The 17,955-nt window shown below is 66.4% G+C and carries 19 protein-coding genes; 4 read left to right on the top strand and 15 right to left on the bottom strand.

The window, feature by feature from the left end:
* Positions 1–11: 11 nt before the first annotated feature.
* From hutH to I6L45_RS10890, 9 genes are read right to left on the bottom strand one after another with little or no spacing between them, the layout of a single operon-like run.
* The gene (hutH, locus tag I6L45_RS10930; protein WP_216982074.1) at positions 12–1,580 is read right to left on the bottom strand and encodes a histidine ammonia-lyase; all 1,569 of its coding nucleotides are present in this window, start codon (positions 1,578–1,580) and stop codon (positions 12–14) included.
* Positions 1,567–3,270: a glycosyltransferase gene (locus I6L45_RS10925; RefSeq protein WP_216982073.1), complete on the bottom strand. Its 1,704-nt coding sequence runs from the start codon at positions 3,268–3,270 to the stop codon at positions 1,567–1,569. The genes hutH and I6L45_RS10925 overlap by 14 nt, the downstream gene beginning before the upstream one ends.
* Positions 3,267–3,623 (bottom strand): hydroxymyristoyl-ACP dehydratase, encoded by a 357-nt coding sequence (locus I6L45_RS10920; protein ID WP_216982072.1) that lies wholly within the window; start codon positions 3,621–3,623, stop codon positions 3,267–3,269. The genes I6L45_RS10925 and I6L45_RS10920 overlap by 4 nt, the downstream gene beginning before the upstream one ends.
* Positions 3,607–4,977 (bottom strand): AMP-binding protein, encoded by a 1,371-nt coding sequence (locus tag I6L45_RS10915; RefSeq protein WP_216982071.1) that lies wholly within the window; start codon positions 4,975–4,977, stop codon positions 3,607–3,609. Before I6L45_RS10915 ends, I6L45_RS10920 begins: the two co-directional genes overlap by 17 nt.
* Complete coding sequence (locus I6L45_RS10910) at positions 4,974–5,561, bottom strand: hypothetical protein (RefSeq protein WP_216982070.1); 588 nt, start codon at positions 5,559–5,561, stop codon at positions 4,974–4,976. The genes I6L45_RS10915 and I6L45_RS10910 overlap by 4 nt, the downstream gene beginning before the upstream one ends.
* A gap of 19 nt (positions 5,562–5,580) precedes the next feature.
* Entirely contained in the window at positions 5,581–5,829 is a 249-nt protein-coding gene (locus tag I6L45_RS10905) for an acyl carrier protein (RefSeq protein ID WP_216982069.1), read from the bottom strand.
* A 3-nt stretch (positions 5,830–5,832) separates the two neighbouring features.
* Positions 5,833–6,099: a phosphopantetheine-binding protein gene (locus I6L45_RS10900; protein WP_043762349.1), complete on the bottom strand. Its 267-nt coding sequence runs from the start codon at positions 6,097–6,099 to the stop codon at positions 5,833–5,835.
* 17 nt (positions 6,100–6,116) lie between these two features.
* Positions 6,117–6,875 carry a lysophospholipid acyltransferase family protein gene (locus I6L45_RS10895; RefSeq protein ID WP_043762350.1) on the bottom strand — a complete coding sequence of 253 codons (759 nt, stop codon included), beginning with the start codon at positions 6,873–6,875 and terminating at the stop codon, positions 6,117–6,119.
* On the bottom strand, positions 6,860–7,570 hold the full coding sequence (locus I6L45_RS10890; RefSeq protein ID WP_216982068.1) for a beta-ketoacyl synthase chain length factor: 711 nt from the start codon (positions 7,568–7,570) through the stop codon (positions 6,860–6,862). The genes I6L45_RS10895 and I6L45_RS10890 overlap by 16 nt, the downstream gene beginning before the upstream one ends.
* A 247-nt stretch (positions 7,571–7,817) precedes the next feature.
* On the opposite strand from I6L45_RS10890, the gene I6L45_RS10885 reads away from it, so the two are divergent.
* From I6L45_RS10885 to I6L45_RS10870, 4 genes are all read left to right on the top strand, one after another.
* The gene (locus I6L45_RS10885) at positions 7,818–8,210 is read left to right on the top strand and encodes a hypothetical protein (RefSeq protein ID WP_134696150.1); all 393 of its coding nucleotides are present in this window, start codon (positions 7,818–7,820) and stop codon (positions 8,208–8,210) included.
* A gap of 18 nt (positions 8,211–8,228) precedes the next feature.
* Positions 8,229–9,305, top strand: a complete 1,077-nt coding sequence (locus I6L45_RS10880; RefSeq protein WP_216982067.1) for a methyltransferase — start codon at positions 8,229–8,231, stop codon at positions 9,303–9,305.
* A 48-nt stretch (positions 9,306–9,353) separates the two neighbouring features.
* Entirely contained in the window at positions 9,354–9,569 is a 216-nt protein-coding gene (locus I6L45_RS10875; protein ID WP_043762355.1) for a hypothetical protein, read from the top strand.
* A gap of 578 nt (positions 9,570–10,147) precedes the next feature.
* Positions 10,148–10,870 (top strand): carbonic anhydrase, encoded by a 723-nt coding sequence (locus I6L45_RS10870; RefSeq protein ID WP_216982066.1) that lies wholly within the window; start codon positions 10,148–10,150, stop codon positions 10,868–10,870.
* Between the two features lie 70 nt (positions 10,871–10,940).
* On the opposite strand, the gene I6L45_RS10865 is transcribed toward I6L45_RS10870, so the two are convergent.
* The 6 genes from I6L45_RS10865 to I6L45_RS10840 all read right to left on the bottom strand — a co-directional run bounded on the left by I6L45_RS10865 (position 10,941) and on the right by I6L45_RS10840 (position 17,947).
* Positions 10,941–11,849 carry a pseudouridine-5'-phosphate glycosidase gene (locus I6L45_RS10865; protein ID WP_043762359.1) on the bottom strand — a complete coding sequence of 303 codons (909 nt, stop codon included), beginning with the start codon at positions 11,847–11,849 and terminating at the stop codon, positions 10,941–10,943.
* On the bottom strand, positions 11,843–12,934 hold the full coding sequence (locus I6L45_RS10860) for a PfkB family carbohydrate kinase (RefSeq protein WP_216982065.1): 1,092 nt from the start codon (positions 12,932–12,934) through the stop codon (positions 11,843–11,845). Before I6L45_RS10860 ends, I6L45_RS10865 begins: the two co-directional genes overlap by 7 nt.
* A gap of 144 nt (positions 12,935–13,078) precedes the next feature.
* Positions 13,079–13,438, bottom strand: a complete 360-nt coding sequence (gene nirD / locus I6L45_RS10855) for a nitrite reductase small subunit NirD (RefSeq protein WP_216982064.1) — start codon at positions 13,436–13,438, stop codon at positions 13,079–13,081.
* The gene (gene nirB / locus I6L45_RS10850) at positions 13,435–16,107 is read right to left on the bottom strand and encodes a nitrite reductase large subunit NirB (RefSeq protein WP_216982063.1); all 2,673 of its coding nucleotides are present in this window, start codon (positions 16,105–16,107) and stop codon (positions 13,435–13,437) included. The genes nirD and nirB overlap by 4 nt, the downstream gene beginning before the upstream one ends.
* A 27-nt stretch (positions 16,108–16,134) precedes the next feature.
* On the bottom strand, positions 16,135–16,956 hold the full coding sequence (locus I6L45_RS10845) for an ABC transporter ATP-binding protein (RefSeq protein WP_043762365.1): 822 nt from the start codon (positions 16,954–16,956) through the stop codon (positions 16,135–16,137).
* Positions 16,957–16,987: 31 nt separating this feature from the next.
* Positions 16,988–17,947: an ABC transporter permease gene (locus I6L45_RS10840; RefSeq protein ID WP_216982062.1), complete on the bottom strand. Its 960-nt coding sequence runs from the start codon at positions 17,945–17,947 to the stop codon at positions 16,988–16,990.
* Between the last annotated feature and the right edge of the window lie 8 nt (positions 17,948–17,955).

Genomic DNA, 17,955 nt, shown 5'->3' with positions numbered 1-17,955 from the left:
CGTGCCAGAGTTCAGCTGACATGGTTCGACTCTCCGTAAAACTGATAGTGGCGCCCCTGCAAGCGGGCGATCAGGGCCCTGAGCTCCTGCTCCAGGGGCCTGTCCTCCACCAGTGGCGGGTGATCCACCCTCACCGCGAGCACCGTCTCGCGCAGGGGCTGGCTCAGGGTCTCCAGGCCGTGTTGCCGGGCACTCAGGCGCAGCTCCACCCCCTGCACCGCCGCCAGCAGGCAGGCGGCCCCCACCTGCTCGCTCAGGGTCAGCACCCGCAGGGCATCCCGCGCCGCTATGGTCCCCATGCTCACCTTGTCCTGGTTGTGGCATTCGGTGGAGCGGGAGAAGACGCTGGCGGGCATGGTCAGCTTGAGGGCCTCGGCGGTCCAGGCCGAGACGCCGATCTGCACCGCCTTGAAACCGTGGTTGATCATGCAGCGCTCGCCGCTGGCGCCGGAGAGGTTGCTCGGCAGGCCGCCGTTGAACTTGGAGTCCACCAACTGGGCCAGCTGGCGATCCAGCAGGTCGGTCAGGTTCGCCACGGCTGCCTTCATGCTGTCCATGGCCATGGCGATGTGACCGCCGTAGAAGTGGCCGCCGTGCATCACGTGCTCCTCTTCGCCATCGATCAGCGGGTTGTCGTTGGCGCTGTTGAGCTCGTTTTCGATGAGCTGGCGCCACCAGGGCAGGCTGTCGGCCACCACGCCGATGACGTGGGGGGCGCAGCGCAATGAGTATCTGTCCTGCAGCCGGTCGCTGTGGCGCGGCAACTCCCCCGCCACCAGATCCTCCCTCAGCCAGGCCGCGATCCCCTGCATGCCGGGGTGGGGCTTGGCCGCAAAGAGCCGCTCGTCGAAGTGGAAGGCGTTGCCCCCCATGGCCACGCTCACCAGGGCGGTGATCCGGGTCGCCAGCCGCATCAGGTAGTCGGTGCGGGCATAGGCGAGGCAGGCCAGCGCCGTCATCACCGAGGTGCCGTTCATCAGCGCCAGCCCCTCTTTCGGGCGCAGGCGAAGCGGCGTCACCCCCAGCTCGGCGTAAACCTCGGCGGTGCTTGCCAGCTGTCCATCCCGATGGAGTTCACGCTCCCCCACCAGCACGGCAGCTACGTAGGAGAGCGGGGTGAGATCGCCGCTGGCACCGACCGATCCCTCCTGCGGGATGCGCGGCACCAGATCCTGCTCCAGCAGCCAGCAGAGACGCTCGAGCAGTGCCGGGCTGACCCCGGAGACCCCCTGCGCCAGGGAGCAGAGCCGGGTGGCGAGCACGGCGCGGCCGGCATCGAGGGGGAGATCCTCCCCCAGCCCGCAGCCGTGGAAGCGGGTCAGGTGCAGCGGCAGCTCGGCCACCAGGGCGGGGGGCACGGCCCGGGTCACCGAATCGCCGTAGCCCGTGGTCACCCCGTAGATGACGCCCTCTTCGGCCAGCAGGCGGTCGAGGAAGTCGGCGCCCCGCTGGATGCGGGCCATGAAGGCGGGATCCGGGTTCAATGCGGGGATGGCACGGCGCTCGGCCAGGGCCACCACGTCTTCGATGGTCAGCGGCTTCGCGCCGAAGACAACCCGTCTCATCTCACTCTTGTTCATCGGTCAGCCGCCAGAAATCAAAAAAGTTGAACCAGTCCAGGGGAGCGTGCAGGCAGTGGTGCTGCAGGCGATCGGCATAGGCCTGCACCCGGGATGCGAGAATCTCCTGGCGCCCCTGCCGCGGCAAGGGCTGGCCATCGGCAAAGGGCTCGAAATGCACCCGAAAACGTCCCTGCTCCTTGAGGCCGAACAGCAGGTAGACGGGGCAACCCAGCACGCTGCTGAGCACGAAGGGGCCGAGGGGAAACGGCGCCGGCGCGCCGAGGAAATCAGCCCAGATCACCCGCTTCTCCCGGGTCACCGAGGTACGATCGCCGACGATCACCACCCACTCTCCCCGATCCAGCTTCTCCTTGAGCAGGATGGCGGTGTCGGCCCCCAGCTCCTGCACCTGGATGAGGTTGAGGTGCGAATCCGGGTTGATCTGCTTGAGCAGGGCGTTGAAGCGGGCCGCGTGGCGGGTGAAGACCAGCGCATTGATGCGCAGCCCCTGCTTGCGACTGCCGAGGGCCCGGCACAGCTCGAGATCGCCCAGGTGAGAGCCCAGCAGCAGGACCCCCTTGCCGCTGGTGATGGCGGCCTGGTAGTGCTCAGCCCCCACCAGTTCAACCTGCTGCTCTGTGATGTCGCCGCGCCAGCCCGCCAGCTTGTCGAGGGCCGCCTCGCCAAAGCGCAGGAAGTGGCGAAAGCTCGATCTCGGCTCGGCGGGCAGCGCCACGCCGCGCTCGCCGGCGAAGGCCTCGAGTCGCGCCAGATAGGCCTGGGAGGCCTCCCGCTGGGCGCGACCGGTCAGCCAGAAGTAGCCGATGACCGGATAGAGCAGCAGGGAAAATCCGCGCCGCCCCAGCAGACGATAGCTGGCCAGCATGATCTGCATGCCAAGCAGCGAGCCCCGCTCCGGGGTGCGCGACCAGTGAGTGCGGCGCTCGCGCCACAGCCGGGTAACGCGGTCGCCCAGACGGGCGGGCCAGCGGCAGAGGCGCAGCAGCAGATCCCACAGCAGGCGGCACACCAGCCGGGTGTGCATCCAGGAGATGTCGAGGTTGTCGCGAAAAAGCCGGAAGTGGGAGCGGCCGTCGACGGGGTAGATGACCCGGGTCGGCACGAAGCGCATCGGCACCCCGGCCCAATGGAGGCGCACCATCACCTCGGTGTCAAAGTCCATCCGCCGGCCGAGGGCCACCCGCTCCAGCAGGGCGCAGGTGGGCGCCAGCGGATAGACGCGAAAGCCGCACATGCTGTCCTTGATGGCGAACGACAGCGTCTCTATCCAGACCCAGACATGGGTGATATAGCGGCCGTAGAGGCGCCCCTTGGGCACGGAGTCGTCGTAGAGCGGGCGGCCGGAGACGAGCGCCTCGGGGTGCTGGCGCGCCTCCGCCAGCAGGGCCGGCAGGTCGGCAAGATCGTGCTGGCCGTCGGCATCCACCTGCAGGGCGTGGCTGAAGCCGAGCTCATGGGCGCGGCGCAGCCCCGTCATCACGGCGCCCCCCTTGCCCTGATTGTGGGGATGGCGCAGCAGGGTGACCCAGGGGTGCTGGGCGGCCAGCGCATCGAGCGCGGCGGCGGCGACGGGCTCGCTGCCATCGTCGACCAGCAGGCAGGGCAGCCCGAATTCGGCCAGCCGCGCCAGCACGGCGGCCAGCGGCTCGGCATGGTTGTAACAGGGTATGAGGAGGCAGGGGTTCATGGGATCAGGCGCACCCGTCCGCTGCTCGCCGGCTCATCCCCGAGCTGGTAGCTGAAGAGGAGCTGGCCCTTGTCGGCCTGCCACTGCAGGCGCAGGCTGCACTCGGCCCCAGGGCGCAACGGGCGCTGGAACTTGAGCTGATCCACCCCGTGAAACGGCAGTGTCAGCTTGAGCCGGCTGGCGGCGTAGTGCATCACCCAGTGGATCTGGGTCACCCCGGGCAGCAGGGGCGCCCCGGGAAAGTGACCGGCAAACCAGGGCAGTGCGGGATCGAGTCGCAGCCGCAGGCGCACGCCATCGGCCAGCACCTCGCAACCCAGCTCGGTTGGCAGCGTGTCAGCGGGCAGGCTCATCGAACAGCTCCTTGAGTTGTGGCCAGGGGCGTTTGCCCTGGGCGTTGACGGGCATGTGCGCGACCCGGCGCACGCTGCGCGGCAGGGCGACCGGTTCGAGCCAGGGGCGCAGCTGCTGGCGCAGGGCCAGGAGGAAGCGACCCTGACCGAGCTCGTCCCAGCGGGCGGCGCCCAATTCGCTTAGCACCAGCACGGCGCCGAGGATCTGGCGATGGCCCTGTTGCAGCGCCAGCACGGCGGCCGATTCCACCTCCGCCAGGGCCTGCAGGCGCGCCTCCACCTCGTCGAGGGAGATGCGCTTCTCCTCCAGCTTGACGATCCTGTCCTGACGCCCCAGCAGCTCGAAACCCTCCTCGTGCAGGGCGATGCGATCGGTGCAGGCCAGCCAGTCGTTCTCTTCCAGGAAGGGGGAGCGCAGCAACAGGCCCTGATCCGGGCCGACCCGCACCTCGACCTCGGGCAGCGCCGTCCAGGGGGTCTGCTCCTGGTGGCGCTGACGCCAGCCGATGCCGCCGGTCTCGCTGCTGCCGAAGATCTCCACCGGCAGCTGGCCGAACAGCGCCCGGGCTTGCCGGGCATCTTCCAGCTGCAGGGGGCCGCCGGAGGAGACGATCAGCTGGCAGCCGGTTGCGGGCATGGCCGGATCGAGCCGACTCAGAAACGCTGGGGAGGCGATCAGGCACCAGGGGGCGCCTTGCGTCGCCAGCTGCTCCGGGTAGTCGATGGTGCGGCGATCGAACGGGCGGCCGAGGGCCAGCGGCAGCAGGATGCGAAACAGCAGGCCGTAGATGTGCTGGTGGCTGACGCTGGCCAGCACCCGGGTGCCCGCCATCCGCTCGCCCCAGAGCGCCATCTGTACCCGCAGCTCGGCCTCCAGCTGGGGCCAGGCCTTGGGGATCGCCTTGGGCTCGCCGGTGGAGCCGGAGCTGAACAGGGTGATATCCAGGCGCGAGGGCGCAAGATCACTGTGCGCGGCATCCAGCCCCGCGTGGGCATCGGCCAGGGGCAGCCTGAGCTGAGGCACGGGGAGCGCTGCGCCCGGCAGCTCGGAGTCGGTGAGCAGGCCGTCAAACTGCGCCTGCAGTTCCTGCAGGCCGGCCAGCCGCTGATGGCCAGGCAGGACAGCCTGATAGCCGCCGAGGGCGCAGGCGAGCAGGGCCTGGGCAAACAGCAGGCTGTCGTCGAAGCAGAGCGCCCAGCGCGCACCAGGCTGGCCGGCGCTCTCGTGACGGGCCATGGCTCTGGCCAGTTGCAGACTGGCGCGGCGCAACTCGGCCAGGGTCACCTTCCCCTGCGGGCCGAAGGCCACCGGCTGGGCACCATCGCGCTGCCAGAGGGTCTGCAGCAGGCTCATGGGGTCAGCCTCTTCATCACGCGCCTGCGCACCAGGTACTCCCCCCCCATCAGGCAGCCCATCAGGACATAGCTGACGAGGCCGTTGTAGAGGCTCCAGAGCGCCAGATCCCCGTGCCAGATGGTGGCGGCCGCGAGAGCGCCGTTGAACACGAAGAAGCCGCACCAGACCTGGGTCACTCGCCGGGTGTAGCCGATGGCCGTCGCCGGCAAATCGGGATCCTGCAAGCGGGCCAGCCGCTCCACCAGGCTCATGGGGCGGGTCAGGCTCCAGCCAAACAGGCAGAGCAGGGAGAGGCTCACCGCCAGGGGGTAGTAGAGCAGCCAGTGCCGGGCACTGAACAGGGCAGAGAGCAGGGTCAGCCCGAGCCCGATGCAGGCCAGCAGGCGACCCAGCCAGAGCCACTCCGGCAGCGGGCCGAGACGGACCCGCCCCTTGAGCAGGCCGGGCAAGAGTCGCAGCGAGAAGAGGAGCAGCAGGGCGAGCAGCAGCGGGGTCTGGCCGGCACGGGTCAGCCCCCAGTAAACCGCCAGCGGGTAGAGGAGCAGGACACCACCGGCCAGCCAGGAGAGCCAACGCGTCATGATTTGGCGCGAACCGGCATCAGGCGTCGGCCAGCAGACGCTCGACCGCATCCACCACGTCGTTGACGCTGCGCACCGACTTGAACTCCTCCGGCTTGATCTTCTTGCCGGTCAGCTTCTGCAGATGCACCACCAGATCGATGGCGTCGATGCTGTCGAGTTCGAGATCCTGGTAGAGACGTGCCTCTGGGGTCACGTCCTCTTCGTCGACTTCGAACAGCTCGACGAGGGCGGCCTGGATCTGGGCAAAGATATCGTCACGGGTCATGGCTCAGGCCTCCCCTTTAGACTGCGCCTGCACCAGGGCCACCAGGGCCGCGACACAGGCAAAGTGGCGACGGGTATTCTCATCGTCGGCGGAGAGGACGATGCCGTAGCGTCCCTTGATGGCAAGGCCCAGCTCCAGCGCATCGATGGAGTCCAGCCCCAGGCCATCACCGAACAAGGGGGCCTGGCTGTCGATGTCGTCAGGGGTGAGCCCTTCGAGGTTGAGGCTGTCGATGATGAGTTGTTTTATCTCTAGATGCAGGTCTTGCATAACTGTTCCATACGCTGTCATTGGGGCCCCGGTTGCAGGGCCCGGGTGAGAAACCGGGTCAACTGGCGGGCGGCCAGTGCACTGCTCTGGCCGGTGGCGACCACCTCTTGTGCCGCCACTTGCTGCAGAAATTCTATGGTGAAAGTCGGCTTATTTTCCGGGATCTTGAACCATTTGTCCTGCTTGGTGAGAAAACGGGCGCTGCAGTGGATCCGCACCAGCTGCACCGGCACCTGGGCGCGCACCGCCAGCTGGGCCGCGCCGCGCTGCAGCTTGATCGGCTCCCCCGGAGTGGTGCGCGTTCCCTCCGGGAAGATCAGCAGCAGGCCGCCGGCCCGGATCCGCGCCGTGCACAGGGTTAGCAGATCCTCCCCCGCCACGTTGGGCAGGTAGTCGGCCGCCCGCACCACGCCCCCGATGAAGGGGTTGCGCCAGAGGGATTGCTTGACGATGCAGTCGCACACCGGCATCTCGGCCGCCAGGATGACATAGTCGAGCAGGCTGGGATGGTTGGCCACCACCAGGGCGCCTTGCAGGTCGGCGGGCATGCCGCTCACCCGGTAATCCAGCACCCCCCAGCCCCGCAGCATGGCCAGAAACAGCCGGAAGCTGTGGCGAATGGTGAGCTGGGCCAGGGTACGGCGCCGCTCCCCGCGCAGGCAGAGCGCCAGCAAGGGGAACCAGAACAGGGAGAGCAGCAGCCCCCCCACCCCGAACAGGGTGAAGCCCAGCGCCGTGCCGATCAGCCGCCATCCCCGGTTCAGCAAGCTTGCCATGTCCACTCCTGACGGTCATCACCCAGGGTCAGGGTCCGCTCGTCCCGCAGCAGGGCACGCCAGAAGACGAGGCTCTGGGGCAGCGAGCTGGCGGCGTCGACCGCAGGTCGTACACCCTCGCAGCGCCACTGGTCGCCAGCCTCGAGCACCAGCCCCAGGGCGTGGGGCGGCGCCTCCGACCCCAGCCAGGGACGATGAAACTCGGGCACAGGCCCCTCGAAGGCCACCAGCAGCACCTTGCGGGCGCCGGCCTGCAGGGCCGCCACCGCCTCGGTCAGGCCTGCCATCAGGCTGCTCTCCCCTGCCGCCAGGGAGGTCATGGGGATGGCGGCCTTGCCCTGAATGGAGCAGAGCCCGGCGGCGGTGTTGTGCACCGACATGGAGAAATCGGTAGGCGACAGCGCCTGACGGTCAGCCAGCGCCTGCAAGAGCGTCATGGAGCGGGTCAGTTCGCCGTGACGGCTGGCGAAGATGGCGTAATCGACGGGGTGGCGGGCCAGCAGGCTCAATCCCACCTGCACCGCCAGCCGGGAACCCTGGCTCAGGCGGCGTGCCATCATCATGGGCAGCAGGGGGGTGGCGGGAAACGGCGGCTCGACGGGCCAGCGCCCGTGTTGTGCCCACACCTGCCAGGCGGCCTCATCGACGAGACCGGGTGACAGGGCCTGACTGTCCTGCAGTGAAAAAGAGAGCATGTTTCAGGCAACCTGTCCTTGACCTTGGTGTATATGCCCTGGGAATAACAGGCGCGCCCCCGGCGGGCGCAGCCTGCTCCACGGCATGAAATGGAGTCATCACGTTAATTCTGGGCGGATAATACCATTATTTATCAAAAATAATAGCTGGCACAGATTATTCCCCGCCATGGTGATTGAAAATTAACGATTTGTGTTGTCTTATTGCCATCCGCCAGTGGTGAATATACTCTCCAAGGAATATATTATGAAACTCGTTAATAAAATATGCGTGGTGCTGACCTGTGCCCTGTTGGCCGCCTGTTCTACCAGCCAGCCCATTCGCAATATGGCTGCCAACCCGGTTGCTTTTAATTTGACCGATGAGCAGGTAGCCAATGCCATTATTACGGCGGGCATCAGCAAGAGCTGGGTGATGAAGAAAGAAAAACCCGGGCTTATTCGTGGTCAGGTCAATGTGCGCCAACATCAGGCGGTGATCGATATTCCCTACAGCGCTCGCGATTATTCCATCAATTATGTGAGCAGTGTCAATCTGGACGACAAGGGCAAGGGCAGCATCCACCGCAGTTATAACCGTTGGGTCCTGGGCCTTAATCAGGCCATCCAGACCGAACTCGCCCGTACCCAGAGCCATTAATCCGGCAGGAGCCACCCCGTGAAGCATTATCAGACAGACCCCTACAATGCGCTGGAGGCCATCAGCGAGGCACAGAAAATCGCCTTCGGCCCCATGCTGTTTCAAGCCAGCTGGTGTCTTCGCGAGACCGGGGTGCTCGCCTTTCTCGAGAGCCGTGGTCAGCAGGGCGCATCGCTGGCGGACATCGCCCGGGCCTGCGAGCTGAGCGAATACGGCGTCGGTGTGCTGCTGGACATGGGGCTCGGCGGCGGCCTCTGCTACCTGGCCGAGGAGCGCTATGTGCTGGGGCGGGTTGGCAAGTACCTGCTGAACGACCCCATGAGCCGGGTCAACTTCGACTTCACCCAGCACCTCTGCTATCAGCCCCTCGCCCACCTGCTCGACGCCATTCGTCAGGGCACCCCGGCCGGCCTGCAGGTGTTCGGCCCCTGGCAGACCCTCTACCCGCACCTGAGCGAGCTGCCGGAAGAGGCCCGCCGCAGCTGGTTTGCCTTCGATCACTTCTACTCCGACTGGGCCTTCCAGCAGGCGCTGGACAAGGTGTTCGAGTACGAGCCGCGCCACCTCTACGATCTCGGTGGCAACACCGGCAAGTGGGCTCTGGCCTGCGCCAGTCGTGATCCTGCGCTGCAAGTCACCATCCTCGATTTGCCCGAGCAGCTGGCGCTCGCCCGCCGCAACATCGAAGAGGCGGGGCTGGCGGATCGGGTGCAGGGCCATCCGGTGGATCTGCTGCAACCGGGTTCCCTGCCCGGTGAGGCCGACATCTGGTGGATGAGCCAGTTCCTCGACTGTTTCAGCCACGAACAGATCGTCGCCATCCTGAACCGGATCCGGCTGGCCATGAAAGCGGACGCCCGGGTCTGCATCCTGGAGCTGTTCTGGGACCGCCAATCCTTCGAAGCCGCCAGTTTCAGTCTCAACGCCACCTCCCTCTACTTCACCTGTCTGGCCAATGGCAACAGCCGCTTCTATCACTCCAAGGAGCTGTACCAGTGCCTGCGCGAGGCCCATTTCCACGTGGAGGCCGAGCACGAGATACCGGGCCCGGGCCACACCCTGCTGGTTGCCCGCCCCTTGCACACCCAGCCATAATGGCCGTCATCACACAGACTGCAACGATGACACGAGAAGGAGCACGCCATGGCGCGTAACGGCACGGCACTGTTGGCACTCGGCCTGATCCTGGGCAGCCTGCTCGGCGGTTGCGCCGACATCAAGGAGGCGGGCAGGACAGTGGGGCACACCACCCGGGACGTGACCCGGGAGATCGGCCACACCACCCGTGACGTGACCCGCGAGATAGGTCACGGCACCCGGGATACCGTCAAGAAGATCGGTAACGAGTTGAACGACTGACAACAGGGGCCCAGTCCCCTGCTGTCATAAGGGGGTCAGTCCCACCTGGCTATCACCTGAACGCCATCACCGGCTCAGGCGCGTTTGCCCGTCCCGTCCAGGCCAGGCACCGGCCCCCGACACTCTGATTCGGGTTTTCTCTCCCTTGTGGCCGGGCATGGCAGCAGCCCCGGCCTGCCCGCGCATGACTGCCTATTATTTGTTCAATGGCTGAATGGGAACACAAAAACCATCTTGGAAACAAGGTATTGATATATCGCAGGAGGCCTGGTGGCGGGAGCCTGAGCGGTAGAAAAAGATGAACCTTGATGGATGTAACATGAGGGAATTCATCTGCAACGACACGCCATTAATTAGATTGCTTTCAATAAACACGGCAATTATTCAATATGCATGGGGTGCCGAGCATTATTTAGATTCATGTTAAATGCATCATAAATATCGTCGACAATCCCCAGCCAATAATAAAAATCCGGTCTGACATTCTGTATCCCGCATTTCAGATGATGCCATCTGCGATTTCCGTGTTTATTGCGGGAACGGATGGTCGTGCTTTTCAATCAAGATAAGGATGCAAGATGAGAAAGTCCCTGTTCGCCGCCCTGCTGCTGTGCCCCACCGCCTTCGCCGCCACCCCGCACTGGGAATACGGTGGCGAGGCCGGTCCGGCAAAATGGGCCAGCCTCACCCCGGAATATGGCCAGTGTGCGGGCAGCAACCAGTCGCCGGTCAACCTGACGGGACTGGTGGAGGCCGAACTGGCCCCGCTGCAGTTCCACTACCAGGCAGGCGGGCACAGCGTCACCAACAACGGCCACACGGTGCAGGTCGACTATGCCCCCGGCAGCACCCTGGAGCTCGACGGCATGCGCTTTGCCCTCAAGCAGTTCCACTTCCACGCCCCCAGCGAAAACCTCATCGAGGGCAAATCCTACCCCCTGGAGGGGCACCTGGTGCACGCCAATGACCAGGGTGAGCTGGCGGTGGTGGCGGTGATGTTCGAGCCGGGCGGTGCGAACCCGGCCCTCGGCCAAGCCTTGCAATCCTTGCCGGCCAAGGCGGGCGAGCACCACGAGCTCAAGGAGCCGGTCTCGGCGGAGCGGTTGCTGCCCGCCAAACGGGACTACTACCGCTTCAGCGGCTCGCTGACTACCCCGCCCTGCTCGGAAGGGGTGCGCTGGCTGGTGATGAAGGATCCGGTGCAGGTGAGTCAGGCCCAGATCGACGCCTTCAAGGCGGTGATGCACCACCCCAACAACAGACCCGTCCAGCCCCTCAACGGGCGACTGGTGCTGCAATAAGGTGGTATGTCACCGATTTGCGCAATAAAAAGAGGGCCAACGGGCCCTCTTTTTTAATTGCAGCAAGTGGTTACAGGCTGGCGGCAATCTTTGCCCCCAGGGCGGCGTTGTTCAGCACCAGCTGGATGTTGGAAGCCAGGGAGTTGCCGCCGGTCAGCTCACAGACGCGAGCCAGCAGGAAGGGGGTGGAGGCCTTGCCCTTGACCCCCTGCTCGTCCGCCTCCCGCAGCGCCTGCTCGATGGCCGCGTCGATGTCCGCCTTGGGCATCGCAAACTGGGCCGGGATGGGATTGGCCACCACGGCACCGCCCGCCAGCCCCAGCTCCCACTTCAGGCGCAGCGCCTGCGCGATCGCCGCCGGGGTGTCGAGGCGGTAATCCACCTTGAAGCCGCTCTCCCGGGTGTAGAAGGCGGGCAGCTCCTCGGTCTGGTAGCCGATGACCGGCACCCCCTGGGTCTCCAGGTACTCCAGGGTCAGACCGATGTCGAGGATGGACTTGGCGCCGGCGCAGACCACGGCCACCGGGGTCTGGGCAAATTCCTGCAAGTCGGCGGAGATGTCGAAGCTCTCCTGGGCGCCGCGGTGCACGCCGCCGATGCCGCCGGTGGCAAACACCCGGATCCCGGCCATGGCGGCCACTATCATGGTGGAGGCCACCGTGGTGGCCCCCATCCCCTTGTTCGCCAGCACGAAGGGGATGTCACGGCGACTGCACTTGATGGCGGCGTGGCCGGCTTTGCCCAGCGCCTCCAGCGCTCCCGCATCCAGACCCACCTTGAGGCGGCCGTCGATGATGGCGATGGTGGCCGGCACGGCGCCGTTGTCGCGCACCACCTGCTCCACCTGGCGCGCCGTCTCCACGTTCTGCGGATAGGGCATGCCGTGGGAGATAATGGTGGACTCCAGGGCCACCACAGGCTTGCCGGCGGCCAGGGCGGCGGCGATTTCGGGTTGGATATCGAGGTAAGCGTTCAACATGGGTACTCCTCCAGCATGCGTTCAACGGCGGCCTTGGAGAGGCCGGAAAAGACGGTATCGGAACAATTGACGGTGAGGGCGGCGCAGCCGAGGGCGAAACGGGTCGTCTCCATGATGCCCTGCTCCTGCAACCAGGCGTGGGCCAGCCCTGCCATGAAGGCATCGCCACCGCCGGTCACGTTGACGACCGGGCTGCCGAGCACGGGCAGATGGCCCTGGCAGGCCCCGTCGCTGTAGAAGATCCCCTGATCCCCGAGGCTCAGGAACAGCCGCTGCACCCCGGCGCGGTGGAACCAGGCCGCCGCCATGGACCAGGTGTCGGGGCCGGCGATGCGCAAGCCGCACAGCTGCTCCGCCTCGCTGCGGTTCGGCTTGAGGGTGTGGATGCGGTGCAGCCAGGGGCGGATCTTCTCCACCTTGGCCACAGAGACGGTGTCGACGAAGATGATGTGCTCCCCCTGGCGCTCGAACAGCCAGTCCAGGGTGTGGGTCGCGAGGTTGGTGTCGAGCACCCAGAGCCGGGCCGCACCGAGAAAACCGCTCAGGGGAGTGAGCCGGGCCGGGGTGAGCTGATCGATGATCCCCATGTCGTTGACGGCGCAGCTCATCTCGCCGCTGCCATCGTGCAGACTGAGGTAGCAGGAGGTGGCCTGGCCGTCCAGCACCAGCACCTGGCGCACGTCGACCCCGGCGCGCTGGCTCACCTCCAGCAGGTGGTGGCCGTACTGATCGTTGCCCACCGCGGTCAGCAGCCGGGTGTCGGTACCGAGGCGCGCCAGGTTCTCGGCGATGTTGCGCCCCACCCCGCCGGCGGAGGTACGCACCCGGCCCGGGTTGGAATCCCCGATGCGCAGGTTGTCGTGGCTGCAGCCGCAGATATCCATGTTGGCACCGCCGATCACCACGGCGTAGGGCCCTTCCCGCAGCACATAGCCGCGCCCCTGCACATAGCCCTGGCGCATCAGGCTGGAGATGTGGCTCGCCAGCGCCGAGCGGCTGATGCCGAGCCTGTCCGCCAGCTCCTGCTGGGCAATCATGGGGTCCTGGCGCAGCAGGGCGAGGATCTCTTGCTCACGTTCCGTCATAGACAAACATCCAGTTACAAACGTTTGTCCATTATTGTCGGGAAACGTTTTCCCGCCACGACTGCGTGCAAGAAATGTCGGGTCAGCCACAAAAAAAATCACCGGGCAAGCCCGGTGATCCTCAATGCCATATGCCTGGCGTACTCAGTCCAGTCGAACCCAGACAGCGCCCTCATCCAGCCGTACCGGCCAACAGGCGACGCTCAGGGCCGGATCGTCCAGGCAGCGGCCGTCCATCAGGGCGTAGCGCTGCTTGTAGAGGGGGGAGGCGACCACGGGCTCCCCGCCGGCGTCCCCCACCAGGCCGCGCCCCAGCACGGCGACGCCGGCCAGGGGATCCATCCCGTCCAGGGCGTAGACCCGCTCGCCGAGGCGAAACAGCGCCAGCACCCGCCCCTCCAGCCAGGCGCTGCGCCCGGCCTGCTCCGGCAACGCCGCCAGTTCGCATACCCGATGCCAGGCCCCGGTCGCTGACTGCAAGGTCGCTTCTTTTATGTCCCTCATACCACCTCCTTGATAGCGATATCCGGCACCCATTGCCCCCGCTCCTCACGGCGCGGCGGTGTCTCGTCCTCGGGCCGGTTTACGAAGGCCTCGAACAGCTTGAGCTTGTCCGGGTCCGCCAATGTGCTCTTCCACTCGCACTGCCAGGTGCCGACTATCCCCTCCATCATGGCCTCCAGCTCGGCACCGATGCCGAGCCTGTCCTCGATGATCACCGACCTGAGGTAGTCGAGTCCCCCCTCCATGTTCTCCATCCAGACCGAGGTGCGCTGCAACCTGTCCCCGGTGCGCACGTAGAACATCAGCAGCCGGTCGATGTAGCGGATCAGGGTCTGCTCGTCGAGGTCGGTGGCGAACAGATCGGCGTGGCGCGGCCGCATGCCGCCGTTGCCGCACACATAGAGGTTCCAGCCCCGCTCGGTGGCGATGACGCCGATGTCCTTGCTCTGGGCCTCGGCGCACTCCCGGGTACAGCCGGAGACCGCAAACTTCAGCTTGTGGGGAGCCCTCAGCCCCTTGTAGCGGTGCTCCAGGGTCTGGGTCAGGGTCATGGAGTCCTGCACCCCGTAGCGGCACCAGGTCGAGCCCACACAGGACTTCACGGTGCGCACCGACTTGCCGTAGGCCTGACCGGTCTCGAAGCCCGCCGCCACCAGCTCGCCCCAGATGGCGGGCAGCTGGTCGACCCGGGCGCCGAAGAGATCGATGCGCTGGCCGCCGGTGATCTTGGTGTAGAGGCCGTACTTGCGCGCCACCTCGCCGATCGTGATGAGGCCCTCCGGGGTGATCTCCCCCCCCGGAATGCGCGGCACCACCGAGTAGGTGCCGTCCTTTTGCAGGTTTGCGAGGAAGGCGTCGTTGGTGTCTTGCAACGCGCGGTGGGGCTTCTCCAGCACGTGCTCGTTCCAGAGGGACGCCAGGATGGAGGCCACCGTCGGCTTGCAGATGTCGCACCCCAGCCCCTGGCCGTGCTTGTCCCGCAGCGCCTCGAAGCTCTTCAGCTCGCCCACCCGGGCCAGGTGATAGAGCTCCTGGCGGCTGTAGGCGAAGTGTTCGCACAACCCCTTGTCCGCCTCGACACCAAGGTCTGCCAGGGTCTGATCCACCACCTGCTTGAGCAGGTTGCCGCAGCCGCCGCAGCCGGTGCCGGCCCTGGTGCAACTCTTCACCGCCGCCAGCTCGTGATTGCCCGCCCGAACGGCGGCCACCACGTCCCCCTTGCTGACGTTGTGACAGGAGCAGAGGATGGCGCTGTCCGGCAGCACCAGGGGCGCGGGAGCGGCCCCTGCGTCCCCCACCAGCAGGGAGAGCGGCGGCTGGGGCAGCGCCACCCCGTTCTGGTAGTACTGCAACAGCCGCTCATAGTCGGCCCCGTCCCCCACCAGGATGGCGCCGAGCAGGCGATTGCCCTCGCCGTCGGTCACCAGCTTCTTGTAGATGCCCTTGATCCTGTCCAGCACCAGCAACTCCTGGGCGCCGGCGGTGGTGGCGTGAGCATCGCCGATGGAGCCCACGTCCACCCCCATCAGCTTGAGCTTGGTGGACATGTCGGCCCCGCCAAAGCGGGTCTCGCCGCCACACAGGCTGGCCACGGCGGCCCGGGCCATCTGGTAGCCGGGGGCCACCAGGCCGAAGATCCGCCCCTGCCAGAGCGCGCACTCGCCGATGGCGAGGATGGCGGGATCCGAGCTGTGGCAGCCGTCGTCGATGCAGATGCCGCCGCGCTCCCCGACCGCCAGCCCGGATTGCCGGGCCAGGGTGTCGGCGGGGCGGATACCCGCCGAGAAGAGCAGCACGTCGGTCTCAAGGTGGGAACCGTCCTTGAAGCGCAGCCGGTGGCGGGCCTTCTCCCCCTGCTCGATGCACTCGGTGGCCTTCTCCACCAGCACCTCGACCCCGAGGGCCTGGATCTTGTCCCTCAGCACGGCGCCGCCGCTCTCGTCGAGCTGCACCGGCATCAGCCTAGGGGCGAACTCCACCACCTGGGTCTTGAGCCCGAGCAGGCGCAGGGCGTTGGCCGCCTCCAGCCCCAGCAGACCGCCGCCGATGACCACGCCGCTGCGCGCCTGGGCGCAGGCATCGCGGATGGCGGCGAGATCCCCCAGGGTGCGGTAGACGAAGCACCCCTCCCGCTGATGGCCGGGGATGGGGGGCACGAAGGGCACGGAGCCGGTCGCCAGCACCAGGCGATCGTATGGATACTGCTCGCCACAGGACAGGGTCAGGGTCCGGGTTTCTCTGTCGAGCACCTCCACCTCGGCCCCCAGTCGCAGGGCGATGCCGTTCTCTTCATACCAGGCGGGATCCGCCATGCGCAGTGCCTGGGGCGCCTTGCCACCAAACACCTCGGACAGGTGCACCCTGTCATAGGCGGCGTCCGGCTCGGCGCCGAACACCGTCACCTCGAAGCGCGCCAGGCCGCCGGCCGCCACCAGCTGCTCGACGAAGTGATGCCCGACCATGCCGTTGCCTACCACCAGCAGCCGCTCTTTTTCGACCTTGGTGGACGCCTCGACCACGTGATGCGCCATCTCACCATCCATGCCGTTGCCCACCACCAGCAGCCGCTGCTTTGCACTCTTTTCGGCCTTGTCGGCGGAACCGCTTTTCTGGCGATCGAGCAGGTCCATGCCGTCACCGATCACCCACTGTTGCTCTTTGTCAGTCATGTCTCTCTTCCTTGAATCCGGTGGGGCTCAGGCGCGCAGCTTGCTGCGCACCTGCCCGGCTGCCTTGAGGGGGGTCACCTTGCGCTGCTTCTCGTAGAGGAAGCGCAGCACCTGCTGGCGCAGCTTGTGATAGTGGGGATCGTCCGCCAGGGCGACTCTGTCTCTTGGCCTTGGCAGGTCGACGGTCAGGATCTCCCCGACGGTGGCACTGGGGCCATTGGTCATCATGACGATGCGATCGGAGAGCAGCACCGCCTCGTCCACGTCGTGGGTGATCATGATGACGGTGTTGCCAAGCTCCGCCTGAATCGCCATCAGGGCATCCTGCAGATGGGCCCGGGTCAGGGCATCGAGGGCGCCGAACGGCTCGTCCATCAGCAGCACCTTGGGGGAGAGGGACAGCGCCCGGGCTATGCCGACCCGCTGCTTCATCCCCCCCGACAGCTCGTGGGGCATCTTCTGGCTGGCGTGATCCATCTGCACCAGGGAGAGGTAGTAGTCCACCCGCTCCGCCACCGCCCGCTTGTTTGGCTCCACCTGCCCCACCGCCAGCGCCACGTTCTGCTGGACGCTGAGCCAGGGCAGCAGGGCGTGGTTCTGGAACACCATGGCCCGCTCCGGCCCCGGGCCCGCCACCTCGCGGCCATCGAGGATGATGCCCCCCAGGGTCGGCTCCAGCAGCCCGGCAACCAGGTTGAGCACGGTGCTCTTGCCACAGCCCGAGTGGCCGATGAGGGAGACGAACTCCCCCTTCTCGATGCGCAGGTTGACCCGGCTGAGGGCCTCGAAGCGCCCCTGCTCCGTCTCGAACGAGATGCCGACGTCGCTTATCTCCAGATAACTCTTCATTGGCTCTTCTCCTGCCTGAATAGGAATGTGGTTAACGCAATACCTGGCGCTTGTCCCAGGACAGCCACTGCTGCAGGGCGAGCATGCCCCTGTCCAGGGCGCAGCCGATGAGGCCTATGGTGATGACCGCCACCATGATGCGGGCCAGGGACGAAGCGCCGCCGCTCTGGAACTCGTCCCACACGAACTTGCCGAGCCCCGGGTTCTGGGCCAGCATCTCGGCCGCGATCAGCACCATCCAGGCCACCCCCAGGGACAACCGCAGACCGGTGAAGATCATGGGCAGGGCCCCGGGCAAGACGATGCGCCGCACATGGGTCACGAACGACAGCTGCAGCACCCGGCTGACGTTGTGCAGGTCCCGGTCCAGCCCCGCCACTCCGACTGCCGTGTTGATCAGGGTCGGCCAGAGGGAACAGAGGGTCACCGTCAGGGCCGAGGTGAGGAAGGACTTGGCGAGCCAGGGGGCGGGACTGGCGTAGAGCGCGCTCACCACTAGCGTGATCAGGGGCAGCCAGGCCAGGGGGGAGACCGGCTTGAGCAGCTGGATCACCGGATTGGCGGCGCGATAGAGCCCCTGGTTCATGCCAAGCAGCACCCCGCACGGGATGGCGATCAGGGTCGCGAGGCCAAAGCCGCACAGCACGGTGAGCAAGCTGGTCCCAATCTGATCGAAGAAGGTGGGGCGCCCGGTGTAGGGGCGCAGCTTCACCTCGGCCGACGGATCCTGCGCCAGCCTTGCGGCGTTGCGCGCCTGTTGGCGCTCGAGGAAGGCCGTCGCCTTCTCCCGCTCCTGCAGGTGCTCCTGCCCGAGGGACCAGAGCTGGCTGGCGGTGGCGATCGGCCCGGGCAGGGTGCCCAGACTGGTCTGCACCTGGCTGGCCCCCCACTGCCAGAGGCCGAGGAAGAGCAGCACGCCGAGCAGGGGCTGCACCATGACTTTCCAGTTGACGGCTTTCAAATGGATGAGGGGCCACGTGTGTCGTTTCATTGCGCGCT

Source organism: Aeromonas sp. FDAARGOS 1415 (assembly GCF_019048365.1).
Taxonomy (GTDB): Bacteria; Pseudomonadota; Gammaproteobacteria; order Enterobacterales; family Aeromonadaceae; genus Aeromonas; species Aeromonas taiwanensis.
Note: the sequence above shows the minus strand (reverse complement) of the source record. Positions and strands in the feature narration are given on the sequence as shown.

Bases quoted from the DNA above. Each gene is read 5' to 3' on its own strand.
- hutH (WP_216982074.1), bottom strand. From the start codon at position 1,580: ATGAACAAGAGTGAGATGAGACGGGTTGTCTTCGGCGCGAAGCCGCTG.
- I6L45_RS10925 (WP_216982073.1), bottom strand. From the start codon at position 3,270: ATGAACCCCTGCCTCCTCATACCCTGTTACAACCATGCCGAGCCGCTG.
- I6L45_RS10920 (WP_216982072.1), bottom strand. From the start codon at position 3,623: ATGAGCCTGCCCGCTGACACGCTGCCAACCGAGCTGGGTTGCGAGGTG.
- I6L45_RS10915 (WP_216982071.1), bottom strand. From the start codon at position 4,977: ATGAGCCTGCTGCAGACCCTCTGGCAGCGCGATGGTGCCCAGCCGGTG.
- I6L45_RS10910 (WP_216982070.1), bottom strand. From the start codon at position 5,561: ATGACGCGTTGGCTCTCCTGGCTGGCCGGTGGTGTCCTGCTCCTCTAC.
- I6L45_RS10905 (WP_216982069.1), bottom strand. From the start codon at position 5,829: ATGACCCGTGACGATATCTTTGCCCAGATCCAGGCCGCCCTCGTCGAG.
- I6L45_RS10900 (WP_043762349.1), bottom strand. From the start codon at position 6,099: ATGCAAGACCTGCATCTAGAGATAAAACAACTCATCATCGACAGCCTC.
- I6L45_RS10895 (WP_043762350.1), bottom strand. From the start codon at position 6,875: ATGGCAAGCTTGCTGAACCGGGGATGGCGGCTGATCGGCACGGCGCTG.
- I6L45_RS10890 (WP_216982068.1), bottom strand. From the start codon at position 7,570: ATGCTCTCTTTTTCACTGCAGGACAGTCAGGCCCTGTCACCCGGTCTC.
- I6L45_RS10885 (WP_134696150.1), top strand. From the start codon at position 7,818: ATGAAACTCGTTAATAAAATATGCGTGGTGCTGACCTGTGCCCTGTTG.
- I6L45_RS10875 (WP_043762355.1), top strand. From the start codon at position 9,354: ATGGCGCGTAACGGCACGGCACTGTTGGCACTCGGCCTGATCCTGGGC.
- I6L45_RS10870 (WP_216982066.1), top strand. From the start codon at position 10,148: ATGAGAAAGTCCCTGTTCGCCGCCCTGCTGCTGTGCCCCACCGCCTTC.
- I6L45_RS10865 (WP_043762359.1), bottom strand. From the start codon at position 11,849: ATGTTGAACGCTTACCTCGATATCCAACCCGAAATCGCCGCCGCCCTG.
- I6L45_RS10860 (WP_216982065.1), bottom strand. From the start codon at position 12,934: ATGACGGAACGTGAGCAAGAGATCCTCGCCCTGCTGCGCCAGGACCCC.
- nirD (WP_216982064.1), bottom strand. From the start codon at position 13,438: ATGAGGGACATAAAAGAAGCGACCTTGCAGTCAGCGACCGGGGCCTGG.
- nirB (WP_216982063.1), bottom strand. From the start codon at position 16,107: ATGACTGACAAAGAGCAACAGTGGGTGATCGGTGACGGCATGGACCTG.
- I6L45_RS10845 (WP_043762365.1), bottom strand. From the start codon at position 16,956: ATGAAGAGTTATCTGGAGATAAGCGACGTCGGCATCTCGTTCGAGACG.
- I6L45_RS10840 (WP_216982062.1), bottom strand. From the start codon at position 17,947: ATGAAACGACACACGTGGCCCCTCATCCATTTGAAAGCCGTCAACTGG.